Origin of the sequence: Flavobacterium sp. 120, from assembly GCF_003633605.1 — a bacterium.
Taxonomy (GTDB): domain Bacteria; phylum Bacteroidota; class Bacteroidia; order Flavobacteriales; family Flavobacteriaceae; genus Flavobacterium; species Flavobacterium algoritolerans.
In genome coordinates, this window is the sequence record NZ_RBKZ01000001.1 from 3,363,485 (window position 1) to 3,383,454 (window position 19,970).

Sequence of the window (19,970 nt, forward strand, 5' to 3'; positions counted from 1 at the left end):
AGGTAATTAAGCCTTAATAAACCTTAATTTCTTAATGGTTTTAAAAAATAAAATTATGTCAAAATACACAGAAGACGACTTAAAAATCGAACTCGAAAACAAAGAATACGAATACGGATTTTACACCGAATTAGAATCAGAAACGTTTCCTATTGGTTTAAATGAAGATATCGTTCGCGCCATTTCGCACAAAAAAGGAGAGCCAAAATGGATGACTGATTGGCGTCTGGAGGCTTTTCGTGCTTGGAAGCAAATGACAGAGCCAGAATGGGCAAATGTGCATTATACCAAACCTGATTTTCAGGCTATTTCCTATTATTCCGCTCCAAAAGCGGTAGATCCTAATAAAACATTGGACGATGTAGATCCGGAACTTTTAGAAATGTATAAAAAGTTAGGTATCTCTGTCGATGAGCAAAAGATGATGAATAATGTGGCGATGGATATTGTAGTGGATTCGGTTTCTGTAGCCACTACTTTCAAGAAAACATTAGGCGAAAAAGGAATTATCTTCATGAGTATTTCTGAAGCCATCAAAGAGCATCCAGAATTAGTTCGTAAATATTTAGGAACGGTTGTCCCACAAAAAGACAACTTTTATGCTGCTTTGAATTCGGCTGTTTTCTCTGATGGTTCTTTCTGTTATATTCCAAAAGGTGTTCGTTGCCCAATGGAACTTTCGACATATTTTAGAATCAATCAAGCAGGAACAGGACAATTCGAAAGAACATTATTGGTTGCTGACGAAGGTAGTTATGTTTCTTACCTTGAAGGTTGTACTGCTCCAAGTCGTGATGAAAATCAATTACACGCTGCTGTAGTGGAACTAATCGCTTTGGACGATGCCGAAATCAAATATTCAACCGTACAAAACTGGTATCCTGGAAACAAAGAAGGAAAAGGTGGGGTTTATAATTTTGTGACCAAAAGAGGAATCTGCGAGAAAAACGCAAAAATTTCTTGGACTCAAGTTGAAACTGGTTCAGCAATAACTTGGAAATATCCTTCGGTTATTTTAAAAGGAGATAATTCAACAGGAGAATTTTATTCAATTGCTGTTACCAATAATTTCCAACAAGCCGATACAGGAACCAAAATGATCCATTTAGGTAAAAACACTAAATCGACTATTATTTCTAAAGGAATTTCGGCCGGAAGATCACAAAACAGTTATAGAGGTTTAGTTCGAATTTCACCAAACGCAGATAACGCTAGAAACTTTTCACAATGTGACTCGTTGTTAATGGGGAATAATTGTGGCGCACATACTTTTCCTTATATCGAAAGTAAAAATCCATCGGCAAAAATAGAACATGAGGCTACGACAAGTAAAATTGGCGAAGACCAAGTTTTCTATTGCAACCAACGTGGAATTCCAACTGAAAAAGCAATCGCTTTAATCGTAAATGGTTTCAGTAAAGATGTATTGAATAAGTTGCCAATGGAATTTGCAGTAGAAGCACAAAAATTATTAGAAATTTCGTTAGAAGGTTCAGTAGGATAACCTTTTTAAGACTTTATAAAAACAAGACGTTTATGTTATCAATAAAAAATTTACACGCCTCCATTGGGGACAAAGAAATATTAAAAGGGATTAACCTTGAAGTAAAAGCGGGAGAAATTCACGCGATAATGGGACCAAACGGTGCTGGAAAAAGTACGCTTGCTTCTATCATTGCTGGAAACGAAAACTACGAAGTAACCGAAGGTGAAATCTCCTTAGACGGAGAAGACCTTTCTGAATTGGCACCAGAAGAAAGAGCACACAAAGGAGTTTTTCTTTCGTTCCAATACCCAGTGGAGATTCCAGGAGTTTCAGTAACGAACTTCATGAGAACTGCCATCAACGAAACGCGTAAAGCAAACGGTCAGGAAGAAATGCCTGCAAACGAAATGCTAAAAGTGATTCGTGAGAAATCAGAATTATTAGAAATTGACCGTAAATTTCTTTCTCGTTCTCTAAACGAAGGTTTTTCTGGTGGAGAGAAAAAACGTAACGAAATTTTCCAAATGGCAATGCTAGAACCAAAATTGGCTATTCTTGATGAAACCGATTCCGGACTTGATATTGATGCCTTACGTATTGTTGCAAATGGTGTTAACAAACTAAAAAGTGACAAAAATGCAATCGTAGTGATTACGCACTACCAAAGATTATTAGACTATATCGTCCCTGATTTCGTTCACGTATTATACAACGGAAAAATTGTAAAATCCGGTGGAAAAGAACTAGCGCACGAACTGGAAGAAAAAGGATACGACTGGATTAAACAAGAACAAGAAGCTTAAAATTTTGTTTGAAGTTTAAAGTTTAAAGTTGCCTCGAGATAACTTTAAACATTTAAACCTTAAACTTTAAACAATCAAAAAATGGAATTGAAAGAAAAATTACTATCGTCTTTTATGGCTTTCGAAGAGCGTGTAGATGTTCACTCTGAACTTCATGACGTGAGAACTGCCGCCATAAAAAACTTTGAAGATAAAGGTTTCCCAACCAAAAAAGACGAAGCTTGGAAATACACTTCGCTAAATGCCATCTTAAAAAATGACTTTACCGTTTTTCCAAAACAAGAAAATGCAGTTGAATTCAACCACGTAAAAAAATACTTTTTACACGAAATAGACACCTATAAAGTAGTGTTTATTGATGGTGTTTTCAGTTCGCATTTGTCGTCAACAACACACGAAGGAATTGATGTTTGTTTGATGTCTTCGGCATTGACCAAACCAAAATACAAAATGGTTATTGATACTTATTTTAACCAAATTGCCAATAAGGAAGAAAGTTTGACTTCATTGAATACGGCGTTTGCTATTGAAGGAGCGTATATAAACATTCCGAAAAGTAAAGTAGCGGATAAACCAATTGAGATTATGTATTTCTCAACAGGAAATGAAGCGGCACTTTTGGTTCAACCAAGAAACTTAGTGATTGTGGGTGAAAATTCACATGTTCAAATTATTGAGCGTCATCAAAGTTTAAACGAAAACCCGGTTTTAACGAATTCTGTTACCGAGATTTTTGCTCAAAAACGCGCGATTGTTGATTATTACAAAATTCAAAACGATACGCTTGAAGCGAACTTAATTGATAACACTTATGTTTCCCAGCAAAAAGAAAGTCACGTTTCGGTTCATACCTTCTCTTTTGGAGGAAACTTAACGAGAAACAACTTGAATTTTTATCACTTTGGCGAACGATTGACAAGCACCTTAAACGGAATCACAATTATTGGCGAAAAGCAACACGTAGATCATTATACTTTAGTGAAGCATTCAGCTCCAAATTGCGAAAGTTTCCAAGATTATAAAGGAATCTATGCTGATCGTTCTACAGGAGTTTTCAACGGAAAAGTGTATGTGGAAAAAGATGCTCAAAAAACAAATGCGTTCCAAAAAAGCAATAATATTTTATTGAGCGACAAAGCGACAATAAACGCAAAACCGCAATTAGAGATTTTTGCTGATGACGTAAAATGTTCTCACGGTTGTACTGTTGGACAATTAGATGAAACCGCAATGTTCTACATGCAACAACGCGGAATCCCTAAAAAAGAAGCCAAAGCATTATTGATGTATGCATTCTCGAATGCCGTTATAGAAAACATCAAAATACCGGAACTTAAAAAACGAATTACCACAATCATCGCCACAAAATTAGGTGTGAAATTGGGATTTGATTTGTAGTTTTTAGACACAAGGTTCGCAAAGATTTACGCACAAAGGGCGCAAGGTTTTTACTAAACTTTGTGCCTTTTGTTTTTTTATTTGAGCTTAAATTTATTTTTTTATTGATGATATTATCCCTCTCAACATTCCGTTAAAATCAAAATTAGATTCTTCTTTCAAGCCCATTCTTACAATAACTAAATCAAGAGACGGAATAATCGCCACCATTTGTCCTTGAAAACCGCTGCAGTAATACATATCTCTTGGGACATCCGGGAAATGTCCGCCAGCATTGAGCCAAAAGTGTCCGCCATATCTTCCATTGGAAGTATTCGTGGGGGCTGCAGTGTATTTCGCCCAGCTTTCGTTAAAAATTTGTTCTCCGTTCCAATTGCCTTTGTGCAAATACAATAACCCAAATTTTGACCAATCACGTGTTGTAGCCCAACCGTACGATGAACCTACATAATTTCCCGCCATATCCGTTTCGATTACCATCGAGTTCATTCCTATTTTATCAATCAAAGCTGAATACCAAAAATCTAAATATTCCTGATGCGTTTTGAACTGCTTCCGCAAAATTCCGGAAAGTAAATTCGTCGTTCCAGATGAATAATTCCATCGCGTATTCGGTTTATGCTCCGCCGGTTTTTCTAATTGCGCGCTGGTCATATCTTCGGCCTGAAAAAGCATTTTGGTCGCATCAGAAATAGTCGCGTAATCCTCTACCCATTGTAAACCGGAATTCATGTGCAGCAAATCGCTTGTTGTAATCAATTTTCGGTTGTCATTCGCCCATTCTGGAACTGGAGCAGGATCATCAATATCAAATTTTCTTTGTTTTTCCAAAATTCCAAACATGGCGCTAGTGATACTTTTAGTCATAGACCAACCTAATAATTTACTATTTTTATCGAAACCGGTATCGTACTTTTCAGCAATGATTTTGTCTTTATAAATTACCAAAAGGGAGCGCGTTCTTTTGTCAATAATACCTTTTTTATCAAAAGCATTGGCTACAGCCGCATTCAATTTAGTATAATCAACATTTGTAAAAACCGTGTCTTTTGGTTCATTAATTCCATACGGAAAAGGCAAATCATTGTTCAATTTTGTTCTTTTTGGAACCAAATACGGTTTTGTCACATCAAAATCATCGTTGATTAAGGTCGCGCCCAAACCTTCGCGGTAAATTGCTTTTCGTTCCTTCAAACCATAAACTGAAGCAACGGCAAACTTTCCGGCGTCTTCAATTTTGTTTTTGGCCAAATCAATCATGTCGATGTCATTGTCACCTTTCTCAATCATTTCCTGCGAACGATTATCAATAAAATGTCCCGAAGCAATACTTTTGGCTGAAAAGCCAGAAATTAAATCCAGTTTTGGATAAGTGGTGAAGCCAAAATAAGAAACACCAATGAAAGAAACGAAACCAAATAATCTGAAAACTTTTTTCATAGAGAATTAATTTGAAGCAATTTAATAAAAAAGAAGCATACATTTTTTTAACTGTTACCACATTGATTATTATTAACAAGTGTTTGCCGAAAATTAATTTCAATTTCATTACTTTTGTATTTAGAAAAATTCTAAATAATGAAGCCCAAACAACAAATTGGGTTATCTAAAAAATGTTACTTATTGGCGTTCTATCTAACCAATAAAAAAACAATAAAAACAGGCAGATTACATGTTAGATATTAATAAAATTAGAGCCGACTTCCCTATTCTTTCCCAGAAAGTAAACGGAAAACCATTGGTTTATTTCGACAACGGGGCTACTTCGCAAAAACCACAAGTTGTGATTGATGCAATTTCAAAATATTATCAGGAAATCAACGCTAATATTCATCGTGGCGTGCACACGTTGAGTCAACTGGCAACTGATGCGTATGAAATTTCACGCGGTAAACTTCAAAATCACATCAATGCAAAATTTGCTCATGAAGTACTTTTTACTTCGGGAACAACGCATGGAATTAATTTAGTTGCCAATGGATTTGCTTCGATTTTGAAACCAGGCGATGAAGTTTTAGTTTCGGCATTGGAACACCACAGCAATATAGTGCCTTGGCAAATGTTATGCGAGAAAACGGGTGCGACTTTGCGCGTAATTCCTATGAATGAAGATGGTGAATTGATCATGTCAGAATATGACAAATTGCTTTCGAATAAAACGAAGATTGTAACCGTAAATCATATTTCGAATGCTCTTGGGACTGTCAATCCAATTAAATACATGATTGACAAAGCGCATGAAGTTGGTGCGGCGATTTTGATTGACGGAGCGCAAGCCGTACCGCATTTGAAACCAGATGTTCAGGAATTAGATTGTGATTTTTATGTTTTTTCAGGACATAAAATGTGTGGTCCTACAGGAACTGGAATTTTATACGGAAAAGAAGCGTGGTTGAATAAATTACCGCCGTATCAAGGTGGAGGCGAAATGATTAAGGAAGTGACTTTCGAGAAAACTACTTATGCTGAATTGCCTCATAAATTTGAAGCTGGAACACCAAATATTGCCGGAGGAATTGTTCTGGGAACTGCGGTTGATTATATGAATGAAGTTGGGTTTGAAAACATTCAACAACAGGAAAAAGAATTATTAGAGCACGCAACTTCACGTTTATTAGAAATTGAGGGTTTGAAAATTTTTGGCACAGCTAAGGAAAAAACTTCTGTAGTTTCGTTTAATATTGAAGGCATTCATCCGTACGATATTGGTACGATAATTGACAAATTAGGAATAGCCGTAAGAACTGGTCACCATTGTACCCAGCCTATCATGACTTTCTTTTGTATTCCGGGAACAATACGAGCATCATTTGCTTTTTATAATACCAAAGAAGAAATTGATGTTATGGTTGAAGCCATTAAAAAAGCGCAACTCATGTTGTCGTAAAAATTTAAAATTATGACATCGCCATGATTCAAAATCGTAAATGGTATTATCGAATGGCGATACCATGTTCCTATAAAAAACAAATATTATCTACATATGAAAATACTATCTTTATTGTTTCTGACCATTTTTCTTGGGAAAGGGTGTAACAGTGCTCAAGCGCAAGAAATCAGCAATGCTGTAATTGAATATGAAGCCAACACCAGAGGTTTTTATCAAAAAATAATGGTGAAGAATCAGATGGTTACTATTTCTAAGGATAGAGATGGAAATGACAAACCGACACCAACAAAAATATCGGATGCCGACTGGAAAGAACTCGTAGACTGTTTTGAAACGATGGAATTGGATAGTTTGTCCAAATTAAAAGCACCTACCGAAAAACGTTTTCATGACGGTGCGGCTATTGCCAATTTGAAAATCACCTTCAAAGACAAAACCTATGAAACGACTAGTTTTGATCATGGTTTTCCACCAAAAGAGATTAAGAAATTCGTAAATAAAATAAATTCATTTGCTAAAAAAGAATAAATGAAAATTAAGGATATACAAGAAGAAATTGTTGATGAGTTTTCTATGTTTGACGACTGGATGGAACGTTATGAATACATCATCGAATTAGGAAAAAAACTTCCTATGATTAAAGAAGAATTCAAAACAGAAAACAATCTGATCAAAGGCTGCCAATCAAAAGTGTGGTTGCAGGGAGAAAAAAAAGACGATACAATTGTTTTCACTGCCGATAGTGATGCCATTTTGACAAAAGGAATTATTGCGATATTAATTCGTACTTTTTCGAATCAAAGTGCCAAAGATATTTTGGATGCCGATATGGATTTTATTGATAAAATTGGTCTGAAAGAACATTTATCACCAACGCGCGCCAACGGATTAGTATCGATGATAAAAAATATAAAAATGTATGCTTTGGCGTTCAACGCACAGAATTAATTTATAAACCGAGTTTTTTAACCATATAAGGCATTTAAGAAAATCAAAGAGCTCTTACTAATTAAAACATTTTGAAGTGCATTTTGCAACTTTAAACCTTAAACTTTAAACTAAAAATAATGGAAGAAACAATTATAGACACCACTGAATTAGGAGAATCAATCGTAAAAATATTAAAGACTATTTACGATCCAGAGATTCCTGTAGATATTTACGAATTAGGATTGATTTATGACGTAATGGTCAATACCGATTATGAAGTAAAAATCCTGATGACACTTACTTCTCCAAACTGTCCCGTTGCAGAAAGCCTGCCAAGAGAAGTGGAAGAAAAAGTAAAATCGATTACTAATGTAAAAGATGCTGAAGTAGAAATTACTTTTGATCCGCCTTGGAGCAAAGATTTAATGAGCGAGGAAGCAAAATTAGAATTGGGAATGTTGTAAAATTTGTTTCAGGTTTAAAGTTTAAGGTTGAGCAACTTTAAACTTTAAATCTTTTAAACTTGTTCAAATGGAAGAAATAATAAATAAAGTTGCGAATAGTGTTTTGGAAGTTTTCGATCTCGAAGATTATTATCCAAAAGGAATTCGTACGCAAATCGATATTTCGCAATGGCTTTTGGAAGGTTTTTTATTGAAAGAAAAAGACTTTAGAGAAGAGCTTAAAAATCAGGATTGGTCACAATACCAAGATCAGTATGTTGCTATTCATTGCAGTACCGAAGCTATTGTTCCGGCTTGGGCTTCTATTCTGGTTGCGATTCAATTAGCGCCATTTGCAAAGAAAATCATCAATGGAACATTAGAAGATTTAGACGCTTCGCTTTACGAAGAATTATTGCCTAAAATTGATTATTCCGTTTATAAAAATAAGCCCATTATCATAAAAGGGTGCTCCAGAAAACCGGTTCCGATGCGGGCCTATGTATTAGCTGCGCATTACTTGCAACCTTTTGCACGAAGTATTATGTATGGCGAAGCATGCTCTGCCGTTCCATTGTACAAAGCGCCTAAAAAGGAGTAATATATTGCATTTATTTTATACTTTAATAGTGGAATTTAAAATATAAAGTCATGAAAAAAATAGCTTTTTCTATCGTATTACTTTTTGCGATAATCTCTATACATGCGCAAGAAACTTCAAAAGACACTACAAAACTTTGGACAAAAAAAGGAAATATCTCCTTACTTTTTAGTCAATCTGCTTACAATAAACAATGGCTGGGCGGAGGGACTTCAAACGTTGCCGGGAATTTTAGCCTTAATTATGATTTTAATTATAAAAAAGGAGATGTGGTCTGGGATAACAAATTCATTCTAGGCTACGGTTTAAGCAAAATAAAAGGAGACGAAAAAACGGCAAAGACGGATGACCGTTTAGAATTGAATTCCCTTTGGGGTAAGAAAGCCAAAGGCGATTGGTACTATTCTGTTTTTTTTAATTTAAAAACACAAATGGATTCTGGTTTTGACAAAAATGGAGTCAGAATTTCTCATTTCTTTTCACCTTCCTATTTTCAATTTGGACCCGGAATGTTATGGAAAAAAAGCAACAACCTAAGTGTTAACTTTTCTCCGGCTACAGCAAAATTAATTTTGGTTGACGATCATTTTACTGAATTTGGCCCTTCTTTTGGAGTCTTGCAAGGCGATACTTCCAGATTTGAATTTGGTGCCAGTATTCAGGGATATTACAAATTAAATATCATGACAAATGTATCTGTAGAAAACCGATTGAATTTATATTCTAATTATTTAGATAATCCGCAAAATATAGATGTCGATTATCAAATGAATGTCATCATGAAAATCAATAAATACTTGTCGGCAAATGTAGCGGTACAAGCCATATATGATGACAATTCCGTAAAAGCCGTTCAGGTGAGAGAAGTATTTGGTTTAGGCGTTACTTACGGTTTCTAGAAAATACATTTTTAATCACTTTGTATTGACAATCAGATACTTGTAAAAAATATTTATCTAAAAAAATCGAAAACGCACTATCTTTTTTAGTACATTTATTCTCCTATTTAACCTACTAAGACATAATGGTAAGCATTTTAAACTAACACTAATTGTTTTAAAACTTCACCTTATGAAAAAATTACTTTTATTCGTCCTGTGTGTGACCCTTTTTGTAGCATGCAAAAAAGAAGCTACACCAAAAGCAGTATCAACTTCTGAAACACCTGATACACCAACACCTCCAACAGAATTTGCCGATAGCAAATATTCCGATATCGGAAAAAAAATGTTAGCAGATTTATCGAAAAACGACATGGATTCCTGGACAGACAGCTTTGCCGAGGATGCCAAGTATTACTGGAATAGCGGAGACAGTCTGGTAGGAAAACCAGCCATAGAAAAATACTGGAGAGACCGAAGAGGTAACGTTATTGAAACCATCACTTTTGAAAAAGAAATTTGGTTGCCAGTCAAAGTAAACGAGAAAGGCAATATTCCGATGGATGGCATCTGGCTTCTTAGTTGGTACAAAACCACCGCAAAATACAAAGGAGGCAAGAGCATGACACAATGGATTCATTCCACGTATCATTTTAATTCGGAGGATAAAATTGATATGGTCAACCAATATCTGGATCGAGTGCCTATCATGGAAGCAATGCCACCGAAGAAATAAATTTTTAAGTCCCAGTTTGCAGAACTCAGAATGTATCTCATAAAAAACGGTACTCATTTAGGGGTGTCGTTTTTTTATGTTTTTATTTAAGTAGATATTTGTCGCAGACGATCACCAGAGATTTAAGACTAAATTAAGCCCTATTTTCGGATTTGCCACACGAGCGAAGCGACTTCCGAAGCAAATCATCCCAAATACAAACCTACTTTCCATTAAGCCAATTGCACAAATCCGTTGTAGTAACTGTTCTAGGCAGTGCTTTATTTTGATGCTTTAGACTTCTTAATGTTCAAAGTTTTCTGTTTTATCCATTGAATTGAAATGTCAACAGGTGCTGTAATATTGTCAGAAACAGTATTGTGTCCTAATGTTGAAAACAAGGCATATTCGAAAGGTTTGCCTTGAGCTTTCAATGTATTTAATTGCTCCATACACAACTTTACTGGAATCTGTATATCTTTCTCACCAAAAAGCCAAATTCCTGGAATTGAAAGTGTATTCAAGGAAATTTTTGGGTCAGTAGCTGTAAATTGATACCTGTCAGAATCATTTTTGATATGTTCACGAGCATCTGATTCTGTATGGTTTTCCCAAAAACTATTGTTCCCATTAGTATAAAACTGAAATCGAAGTTGTTCTAGGGTTGTAATTGTAGGGCAACTAAATAAAACCATAAATTCAATTTGTGGATTTTTGCTTGCAGCAATTGGGATTATCCATCCTGCTTGACTGAAGCCAACTAATCCTATAGGTGTTTTTTTATCTTTCAAATAGGTTCGAAATGTATTTACTGCTGCACTTGCATCATGAGATAATAAATTAAGATTCGTAGTGTCAATATTATTCGTGCCAACAGATGGCCCTACATATACACCACCAGATTCTCCAACTCCACGTTTATCATATGTCAATACAGCAACCCCTTCTTTGGCAAGACGTTTAGCAAAATCCATTTCTCTTTTTACAGGATCAGACCCATGAACAATTACAACTGCTGCCAATGTTTTTTTAGGTGTTAAAATTGAGCCTGCAAGAGTGATGCCCTGACTTTCAAACTTTACCTCTTGAATGGTAAAGTCGGTCGATTGAGAAAATACTATTTCTGGTAAAATTATTAATAATAACCAAAGAAGTGAATTAGAAAAAAAGTTAATATTCATATTAGTATAATATAAAAAATTGTTTTGAATGGTCATCGTTAGCATTGTCTACAACGTCCTGGTACTACAGCGGGTTTGTGGTTAAATTAATCCTTATTTTCGGATTTGCCTCCCCAGCGATAGCGAACAGGCGAAGCAAATTATCCCAAATACAAAACCATCTTTCCATTAAGCCAATTGCCCAAATCTGTTGAATTAACTGTTAGCGTAGTTTATTTGAATATGTTTTTTAATCTGTTCCAAAATGTCGTTTCTGTCTGCTTGTTTGTTTGATTAGGCTTAACAACTTCTTGATGTTTTATATTTGTTTGTTTATTTAATTCTGCAAGAAATTGTGGTGTGTCTGCGATCAACATTTCTCTTGTGTATTTCATTTGATCGTCCATATAATAAACCAAAGCATTACTCAGGTCGGTCAATGCTATCGAAATAAGTCCGATACAAGCACCTGCTGAAAAGTCTGCACCCCAAACAAATGAAATAGCAGTGTCTTGATTTGTTAAGTCAGGTTTAATCCATTCCGCTTCTGTTTCTGATATTACATTATTCGCTTCGTCAAGGTAAGTCTCAAAATATGTTTCATGTCCATTTATGCTACATTCAAGACCACCTTCGCCAATCTGTTTTTCAAGGTCATCAAATATTTTAAAGTCATAGCCAAGCTTTTGAATAACTTCTTGAATTTGTTTGTTTGTTGGTAAGTCTGCTTTTCTTATGAAAGCTATTTGTGTCATTGACATAGTTTTGGTTGTGTTAAATTACACCTAACATTCTGGTAATACAGCAGTTTTGGTACTAAATTAAGTCTTATTTTCAGATTTATAACCCAAGCGATAGCGAACAGGCGAAGCAAATCATCCCAAATACAAAACCAACTTTCCATTAAGCCAATTGCCCAAATCCGTTGTAGTAGCTATTGCCATTAGTTATTTTCTTCAGTTTCTTTTCCTATACGTTCAATCATTACCTTTGCATTCTTGTTTTCGGGATTTAATTCTAATGATTTTTGATAATTTTCTTTTGATAAATTAAATTGTTTACTGGAAAAATATGCTTCTGCTAAACTATCAAAAGCATTTGCTGATTTTGGATTTAATGCTGTATTAAGTTTGAAAACTTCAATCGCTGTTTTTGTTTGATTGTCTCGAAGGAATGTGTATGCAAGTCCATTTATGCTACTTTCATCAATACTATAGTCATTTGGATTTTTATCGATCACATCCTTAAGGTTACTTACCAAATTTAATGAGCCATTCATTTTTAACTCCATTAGTATTTTGTTAGCAATAGGAATCTTTGGTTTTTGATATTTGGATAGCTCTAGTATGGCGTCAATTGAATTAGTCAACTCATTCATTGCGAGTTTAGCGCCCTGATTTGTCAGGAATATATAATCGTAACCATCAGTTATATTTTTCTTTATTAAAGATCTGTAACTTTCTACATATCCATCGTGTTGAACGTACGTTTTTCCATTCTTTTGGTAGGGCATCCAACCAAAACCATAACCATATTCCTGACCGTTCATATTAATAGCTATAGAACCTTCATTTAATTTTCCATTTTTAAATGCTTCGTTAAGAGTTTTCTCTGATATCAATTTATTTGTATTCAATGCTTTGTTCCACTTTTCTAAATCGTTTAATGTGGAATAAATGCCACCTGGTCCAATTACGGAAGATTTATACTCTATCTTGGAACCAATTAGATTGTAGCCATTAACCTTCTTGAAAAATTTTTCTACCGCAGTTTTAGTCGCTGTAGTATTTTGCATTTTTAAAGGTTCAAAAATTTCTTGATTAAAGAATTGGTCGATTGGTTTTTTCGAGATTTTTTCAATTATCAAAGCGAGCAATACATAACCCGAATTACTGTATCGAAACATTTTTCCATTTTCCAGTTCAAGAGAATTTTGTTTCATAAGAGTTTCAAGTACATCATTATTGCCTGGGTCAGTCAATTTATAATATTCCGTGTCCGTAAGTCCTGAAGTATGGTTTAAAAGTTGTCTTACACTTATATTTTTTAGATATTCTGGATAGTTTGGGAAAAAATCTTTGATTTTATCTTCGTAAGATAATTTGCCTTGTTCTTGTAATATCATAATTCCCATTGCTGTAAATTGTTTGGAAACTGATGCGATATAAAAAACTGATTCGGGAGTAATTTTTTCTTTCGTTTCTTCGTTAGCGAATCCAAAAGATTTTTTGTAAATAACAGAGTCGTGTTTTGCAACCAAAACAGCTCCATTAAACATTCCATTTGAATGGCTGAAATTGAACAATGAATCGAGTAGTTGGGTCTGAATATTTTTTTTGTCAGTTTGTGTTTTTGAAATACTAGAACAGGAAGTTAAAATTGATAAGACAATTAATAAACTGTAAAATTGATGTTTCATTTAATATATTTTTCTCTAAAGACGATAAATTTCGTTAATTGTGTCGATGTTTCTTATAACTAATGGCAACGTTCTCGCGCTACAAGCAGTTTGTGATTAAATCAGCGTTATTTTTCGGATTTGCCACCCGAGAGATAGCGAACAGGCGAAGCAAATCATCCCAAATACAAAACCAACTTCCCATTAAGCCAATTGCCCAAATCCGTTGTAGTAGCTGTTGTATGCCGTTTATGTTTAATGTGTTTCGTCAGCTTGTTTAAAAATAAATTTTGTTACTGCTTTACTATTTGTGAAAAGTAAATAACCAATTAATGATTTTAGAAAATAAGCAACAATCCATTTTGAATTTTCGAAATCTATAAATAATGATTTTTGTCTGAAAAATTCGAAAAGAGTTTCACATAGCATTGGTATACTGCCAGCCAACATTAATCCTCCAATCACGGCGACTGAAATATTAAGAATTGTTGAAGCTTTGATATTCAAATCAATCTTTTCCTCAATGTTTTTTTCAAGTTTCAGTTTTTCAATTATCCATTCAGGTTTAAAGACAAATAATCGTAGGATCAATAAATATATTAGCAAGCTAAAAATTAAAAAGAATGATATTTCTAGATGGTTATTATTTCCATCCTCGAATGTTGCGTAAAGAGTTGAGAAGAATTGTGGAATAACAGTTAAACTTGAAAATAATATTGATATTCCCAAAATCTTTATCAGTATTGTCCAAAATGTTTTTGTTTTCATATTGTTTGGTTAAATGTCACACAACGTTCTGGTACTACAGAGGGTTTGGGACTAAATTAAGCCCTATTTTCGGATTTGCCAAATTATCCCAAATACAAAACCATTTTCCGATTAAGCCTAAAACCCCAATCTCGCCAAACGGCTGTTAGTGGCTGTTATTGTCACGCAAAATATTCAACCACTTCTTTATCTTCAACAACAATATGGTCTGTAATATGAAATACTTCGCTTATCAAATGATGTTTCAGCGCATCTTTTCTGTCCAATATTTTTCCAAGTAAACTTTGTTTCCATGGCGACTCATCTTTATCGATTAGTCCGACTTGAAAATTGTCACTATTCGTCCAAATTCTAAATGGAAATGAGAATCTATTTTTAGCTTCTTCATCAGTTCCCCAATCTCCAATACTGATTATTCCAGTAGCAATTTTTTCTTCATGATCTTTGGTGAACTTTATGTAATAAATTGCAAAAGCATCATCATCTTTATAAACAAATCTTGTCAGTTTCGTTGTTTCCTTTCCGCAACAGTCGCAAGTTTCTATATTCGGTTTTTCAAATTCTATTTTAATCATGATTTTCTTTGAGCATATTTTCGATATAATAGCCACTAACGTCCTGGTACTACAGCGGGTTTGGGACTAAATTAAGCCTTATTTTCGGATTTGCCACCCGAGCGATAGCGAACAGGCGAAGCAAATCATTCAAATACAAAACCAGCTCTCCATTAAGCCAATTGCCCAAATCCGTTGTAGTAGCTGTTGTGCGTTCGTACTATTTTAGGCATATTTTATAATTTAGTAAATTCTCTTTTCGCAATACATAAAGTCCTCATGGTTTAACTATAATTTTTCCAACTGTTTTGCCTGTTTCCATTTCAATATGGGCATCACCCATTTTATCAAGTGAAAAGCATTTTGAGATATGAGATTTAATAATACCTTTTTCTAAAAGTTCTGCAATTGCTTTCATGTCCTTACCATCTGATTTCACAAGAGAATAATATACCGTTACATTTTTTTCCTTAGCTTTTTCCAATAAATCGTCACTAATCATTGGCAAAAGACTCAAAATTGTCCCACCGTTTTTAACAACTTTAAGCGATTGATACAAACTATCTTTTGCAAACGCATCAATTACATAATCTACCTCGCTCACAACATCTTGAAATTTTTGTTCGTCATACGCTACATGTTCATCAGCGCCTAACTCCAATACAAAATCTTTGTTTTTTGCAGAGGAAACACCAATTACATAAGCTCCAAAATATTTAGCTATTTGAACTGCATAATGCCCAACTCCTCCTGATGAAGCTTGTATCAAAACCCTATCTCCTCGTTTTATTTTTGCATAATGAACCAACAATTGCCAGGCAGTTAATGCAGATAGTGTTGCACCACCAGCTTCCTCGTAGCTTATGTTTATCGGTTTATGGGCGATTTGATCTTCAGGTGCTACTACATATTCTGCATATCCTTTCCCGTGTCCTAAAAAATTAATCAATCCAAAAACAGCATCGCCCTTCTTAAATTTTGTGACTTTTGTGCCTATATCCGTAATTATTCCAGAAATATCCCACCCTAATATTAAAGGCATATTGTCTTTGAGGTACTCAGCCATGGCTGAACCACTTCTTGTTCTTACATCCACCGGATTTATACTGATTGCTTTAACTTCAATTAATACCTCATTTTCCAAAACTTCTGGTAACGGTAATTCCGTCATTAATAGCTTGTCTATATCTCCAAATTCATTTATTATAATTGCCTTCATTTTTATTTATTAAGTTAGGTAATGAACTTTATTTACGGGGTATTGTAAGTATGACGCACAACTTATATATATGTATGACATAATCATACAAAGCCACCCAATTTTAGGTAGATAGGTATGACAAAAAGCATACTTTATTTATTCTCAAATATATTTAATTTTTCTTACAAAGCGATAATGAATAACAGAAAAGGAATTAATACCACCAGAGCTCACATGATGGATAGCAGTGAAAATCCTTTTATGTAGTCCCGAAGCCTCGGGGTCCTGACGCAGCTGTAACGCAGAGGAAGCTGGGACATGCCCAAAAAAAATCCCTCTTGAGAATGTCAAAAGGGATTGTGTACTTTATGTTTTAGAGAAATTATTCGTTTTCTTCGGCGTCTTTCTCCACCGCGTCTTTATAATCCGGATATAAAAACTTATTGTACGGAAAACGGGTGATGTGAATGTGTCGTACGGCTTCGTAAACGCGTTCTCTGAATTCCTCGAAATTTTCTTTGTTGGTTGCCGAAATAAACAAGGCATTTTGCTCTCCTACTCGACTCATCCAAGTCGATTTCCATTCTTCCAGCGTGTAATGTCTTGGCGTTTTTTCGGTCATTAAATCATCTTCATCAATAGTCAAATGCTTATACGCATCAATTTTATTGAAAACCATAATAACGGGTTTGTCATTAGCCTTGATGTCCAATAACGTTTGGTTTACGGATGCAATATGATCCTCAAATTCAGGATGCGAAATATCAACTACGTGCAATAACAAATCAGCTTCGCGAACCTCATCCAGCGTACTTTTGAAAGAATCAACCAGTTGCGTTGGCAATTTCCTGATAAATCCTACGGTATCCGAAAGCAAGAAAGGCAGGTTTTTAATCACTACTTTTCGAACGGTCGTATCCAAAGTTGCAAAAAGTTTGTTCTCTACAAAAACATCACTTTTCCCAACAGCATTCATCAAAGTTGATTTCCCCACATTTGTATATCCCACCAAAGCCACACGAACCATTGCGCCACGATTACCGCGTTGCACTCCCATTTGCTTGTCGATGGTTTTTATTTTTTCCTTCAATAAGGCAATTCGGTCACGAACAATACGTCTATCAGTTTCAATCTCCGTTTCCCCAGGTCCACGCATTCCAATTCCCCCTTTTTGACGTTCCAAGTGTGTCCACATTCCGGAAAGTCTTGGTAATAAATATTGGCATTGCGCTAATTCTACTTGCGTTCTTGCATACGAAGTTTCGGCACGTTGCGCAAAAATATCCAGAATAAGGTGCGTTCTGTCCAGGATTTTACATTCCGTAATGATTTTAGATATATTTTTTTGCTGTGAAGGCGATAATTCATCATCAAATACCAAAGTTGAGATATCATTCTCTTTTACAAAAAGATGAATCTCTTCAATTTTTCCAGTTCCAACAAAAGTCTTGGGATTAGGACGTTCCATTTTTTGCGAAAAACGTTTCACCACTTCTCCACCTGCGGTAAAAGTCAAAAACTCCAATTCGTCAAGATATTCGTTAAGTTTCTCTTCACTTTGGTTTTGAGTTACAATACCAACAATAGCCGTTTTTTCGAAATTTATTACTTCTTTTTCTAACATGTCTTTGAATAAGCTACAAATTTAATGATTTGTCAGGGACTTATCTAGTTATGGGTTTATAAAAAATTAGAAGCCGTGAATAATGATAGTTTTTGGGTCGAGACGGAAATAAGACCAAAAAAAACTTTTGCCACGGTTTAATCTTTACTTTTTAAAAAAAATTAGTCAAAATTCAGGTAATTCATGGCTAAAAAATTTATACAACAGAAATCAGCTAATTTGCGGTTATTTTGAAAACTCTTGCTTTTGCACGAACGACTTTAGGAGTTCCACTGGATTTTTAATTATTTTTACACCAATATAATCCCATTTGAATGAATCGCTTTTTGACATTCCTTATTGCATTCTTGCTTCCCGTTTTTCTTTTTGCCCAAAATAATTCTGAGGAATTATTGGAGGAATTGGATCAAACGGTAGCTGATTATGCTGTTTATTCCAATAAAAAAGAAGGCGAAATAAACAAACTCAAGGAACTGCTTTCCTACACTTCTGCCGATATTCAAAAATACGACATCTATGGAAAATTGTATGCGGAATATAAATCGTACCAGTCGGATTCTGCATTGATTTACGCCCGAAAAAGTTTTCAAATCGCCGAAAAACTAAATGACATTCAAAAGCTAAATCACGCCCGATTAAATCTAGCTTCCATCATGGGAACCTTAGGGATGTACAAGGAAGCAACCGATATTCTTAATCAAATCAACATCACTACTTCGCCCGAACTAAAAGGTTATTATTTTACGGTAAACAGTGTCGTTTATGGGTATATGTCAGATTATGCGGCTTCGCTTCAGGAAAAAGAAAAGTATATTGTACTGACCAAAAAGTACCGTGATTCCTCCTTAAATTGCTACAAACCGCAATCAAGTGCTTATATTATGGCGAAGTCCAGCACACTTCTTGATGCCGGAAAACACGATGAAACACTGGCTTTGTTGCTGAACTATTTTCCGAATATTGCTCAGAACAGTGATGATCGAGCGGTGATTGCCTATATTATTTCGCAAGCATATCGCCAAAAAAAAGACGTTAAACAGGAGAAAAAATGGCTGACTATTTCTGCTATTTCCGATTTGCAATTGGCCAAAAAAGAATATATTTCGTTGCGTTCGTTGGCTTTTCTAATGTACGAAAGCGGAGCTATTGACCGCGCTTATACCTACATAAAACGCTCGCTGGAAGACGCCCTTTTTTGTAATGCGCGCTTACGAACCTATGAAATATCGAAGATGCTGCCCATTATCAACGAAGCGTATCAAAAACAAAATGAAACCAATCGATTTCAGTTGATTCTGTTTTTGATAAGTGCCAGTATATTATCCGTGTTCTTGTTGGCGGTGCTTTTTTTACTTTTTAAGCAAATGAAAAAACTGTCTAAAGCAAAGCAGGATTTAAGTTTGGCTAACGGCAAGCTTTCGGAACTGAATACCGAATTAAATACTTTCAATGAAAAATTGAATGAGACGAATTATACGCTGACCGAAGCCAATCTTCTAAAGGAAATATACATTGGACGTTACATGGATCAGTGTTCCGATTATTTAGGCAAGTTAGACGAATACCGCCGAAAACTGAATGTCATGGCAACGACAGGAAAAATGAACGACCTCATCAGTGCCGTAAAATCGAAACAATTTGTCGAAAATGAGCTTAAGGAATTCTATACTAATTTCGACAAAACATTCTTGCAACTCTTTCCTAACTTCATACCGGAATTCAGGGCTTTGTTGCTTGATGACGAAGCAACACAATTGAAGGAAGGCGAACTGCTGAATACGGAACTAAGAATCTTTGCACTCATCCGTTTGGGCATCAAGGACAGCGCAAAAATTTCGACTTTTCTTCGGTACTCGGTATCTACAATTTACAATTACCGCTCACAACTTAAAAACAAAGCAGCAGGTCCACGAGAAGATTTTGAAGCTAAAGTAATGCGGATTGGAACCCATTTAAAATAGAAAAATTCTGTTTTTAAAGGAGGTGTTCGGGATTAAAACAATCTCGAACACCTCTTTTTTATTATAAATTCACCACTTTTTTTAAACGATAAATTTACACAATACACAGTTATTCAGTATCTTGCATATAAAAAAGAGAAACACAATCTACTTTTTT

Annotated in this window: 19 protein-coding genes; 11 read left to right on the forward strand and 8 right to left on the reverse strand. The window is 35.0% G+C overall.

What is annotated here, in order from left to right; translation table 11 throughout:
- Positions 1-55: 55 nt before the first annotated feature.
- The 3 genes from sufB (at position 56) to sufD (ending at position 3,687) form a co-directional block, all read left to right on the forward strand.
- Positions 56-1,504, forward strand: a complete 1,449-nt coding sequence (sufB, locus tag C8C87_RS14445; protein WP_121343064.1) for a Fe-S cluster assembly protein SufB — start codon at positions 56-58, stop codon at positions 1,502-1,504.
- 32 nt (positions 1,505-1,536) lie between these two features.
- Positions 1,537-2,289 carry a Fe-S cluster assembly ATPase SufC gene (gene sufC, locus C8C87_RS14450; protein WP_099714056.1) on the forward strand — a complete coding sequence of 251 codons (753 nt, stop codon included), beginning with the start codon at positions 1,537-1,539 and terminating at the stop codon, positions 2,287-2,289.
- Between the two features lie 81 nt (positions 2,290-2,370).
- On the forward strand, positions 2,371-3,687 hold the full coding sequence (sufD, locus tag C8C87_RS14455) for a Fe-S cluster assembly protein SufD (protein WP_121343065.1): 1,317 nt from the start codon (positions 2,371-2,373) through the stop codon (positions 3,685-3,687).
- A 93-nt stretch (positions 3,688-3,780) separates the two neighbouring features.
- On the opposite strand, the gene C8C87_RS14460 is transcribed toward sufD, so the two are convergent.
- Positions 3,781-5,127: a serine hydrolase gene (locus tag C8C87_RS14460; protein WP_121343066.1), complete on the reverse strand. Its 1,347-nt coding sequence runs from the start codon at positions 5,125-5,127 to the stop codon at positions 3,781-3,783.
- 232 nt (positions 5,128-5,359) lie between these two features.
- On the opposite strand from C8C87_RS14460, the gene C8C87_RS14465 reads away from it, so the two are divergent.
- The 7 genes from C8C87_RS14465 to C8C87_RS14495 all read left to right on the forward strand — a co-directional run bounded on the left by C8C87_RS14465 (position 5,360) and on the right by C8C87_RS14495 (position 10,168).
- Complete coding sequence (locus C8C87_RS14465; protein ID WP_121343067.1) at positions 5,360-6,574, forward strand: aminotransferase class V-fold PLP-dependent enzyme; 1,215 nt, start codon at positions 5,360-5,362, stop codon at positions 6,572-6,574.
- Between the two features lie 96 nt (positions 6,575-6,670).
- Positions 6,671-7,105, forward strand: a complete 435-nt coding sequence (locus C8C87_RS14470) for a hypothetical protein (RefSeq protein WP_121343068.1) — start codon at positions 6,671-6,673, stop codon at positions 7,103-7,105.
- A complete protein-coding gene (locus C8C87_RS14475) occupies positions 7,106-7,525 on the forward strand; it encodes a SufE family protein (protein ID WP_121343069.1) in 420 nt (139 codons plus the stop codon).
- 119 nt (positions 7,526-7,644) lie between these two features.
- Positions 7,645-7,971 (forward strand): SUF system Fe-S cluster assembly protein, encoded by a 327-nt coding sequence (locus C8C87_RS14480; protein WP_121343070.1) that lies wholly within the window; start codon positions 7,645-7,647, stop codon positions 7,969-7,971.
- 67 nt (positions 7,972-8,038) lie between these two features.
- The gene (locus C8C87_RS14485; RefSeq protein WP_121343071.1) at positions 8,039-8,551 is read left to right on the forward strand and encodes a DUF2480 family protein; all 513 of its coding nucleotides are present in this window, start codon (positions 8,039-8,041) and stop codon (positions 8,549-8,551) included.
- A gap of 50 nt (positions 8,552-8,601) precedes the next feature.
- Positions 8,602-9,450 (forward strand): DUF3078 domain-containing protein, encoded by an 849-nt coding sequence (locus C8C87_RS14490; RefSeq protein WP_099714047.1) that lies wholly within the window; start codon positions 8,602-8,604, stop codon positions 9,448-9,450.
- A gap of 172 nt (positions 9,451-9,622) precedes the next feature.
- Positions 9,623-10,168 (forward strand): nuclear transport factor 2 family protein, encoded by a 546-nt coding sequence (locus tag C8C87_RS14495; RefSeq protein ID WP_121343072.1) that lies wholly within the window; start codon positions 9,623-9,625, stop codon positions 10,166-10,168.
- A gap of 260 nt (positions 10,169-10,428) precedes the next feature.
- Here the strand turns inward: C8C87_RS14495 and C8C87_RS14500 are convergent, their stop codons facing one another.
- The 7 genes from C8C87_RS14500 to hflX all read right to left on the reverse strand — a co-directional run bounded on the left by C8C87_RS14500 (position 10,429) and on the right by hflX (position 17,852).
- Positions 10,429-11,328: a S9 family peptidase gene (locus tag C8C87_RS14500; protein ID WP_121343392.1), complete on the reverse strand. Its 900-nt coding sequence runs from the start codon at positions 11,326-11,328 to the stop codon at positions 10,429-10,431.
- Between the two features lie 212 nt (positions 11,329-11,540).
- On the reverse strand, positions 11,541-12,062 hold the full coding sequence (locus C8C87_RS14505; protein ID WP_121343073.1) for a hypothetical protein: 522 nt from the start codon (positions 12,060-12,062) through the stop codon (positions 11,541-11,543).
- 188 nt (positions 12,063-12,250) lie between these two features.
- Positions 12,251-13,726: a serine hydrolase domain-containing protein gene (locus C8C87_RS14510; protein ID WP_121343074.1), complete on the reverse strand. Its 1,476-nt coding sequence runs from the start codon at positions 13,724-13,726 to the stop codon at positions 12,251-12,253.
- Positions 13,727-13,960: 234 nt separating this feature from the next.
- The gene (locus C8C87_RS14515) at positions 13,961-14,473 is read right to left on the reverse strand and encodes a hypothetical protein (protein ID WP_121343075.1); all 513 of its coding nucleotides are present in this window, start codon (positions 14,471-14,473) and stop codon (positions 13,961-13,963) included.
- A 161-nt stretch (positions 14,474-14,634) separates the two neighbouring features.
- The gene (locus tag C8C87_RS14520; RefSeq protein ID WP_121343076.1) at positions 14,635-15,048 is read right to left on the reverse strand and encodes a hypothetical protein; all 414 of its coding nucleotides are present in this window, start codon (positions 15,046-15,048) and stop codon (positions 14,635-14,637) included.
- 256 nt (positions 15,049-15,304) lie between these two features.
- Positions 15,305-16,246 carry an NADP-dependent oxidoreductase gene (locus C8C87_RS14525; protein WP_121343077.1) on the reverse strand — a complete coding sequence of 314 codons (942 nt, stop codon included), beginning with the start codon at positions 16,244-16,246 and terminating at the stop codon, positions 15,305-15,307.
- Between the two features lie 364 nt (positions 16,247-16,610).
- Positions 16,611-17,852 carry a GTPase HflX gene (hflX, locus tag C8C87_RS14530; RefSeq protein WP_121343078.1) on the reverse strand — a complete coding sequence of 414 codons (1,242 nt, stop codon included), beginning with the start codon at positions 17,850-17,852 and terminating at the stop codon, positions 16,611-16,613.
- A 314-nt stretch (positions 17,853-18,166) separates the two neighbouring features.
- On the opposite strand from hflX, the gene C8C87_RS14535 reads away from it, so the two are divergent.
- Positions 18,167-19,813 (forward strand): DUF6377 domain-containing protein, encoded by a 1,647-nt coding sequence (locus tag C8C87_RS14535; protein WP_121343079.1) that lies wholly within the window; start codon positions 18,167-18,169, stop codon positions 19,811-19,813.
- Positions 19,814-19,970 lie beyond the last annotated feature (157 nt).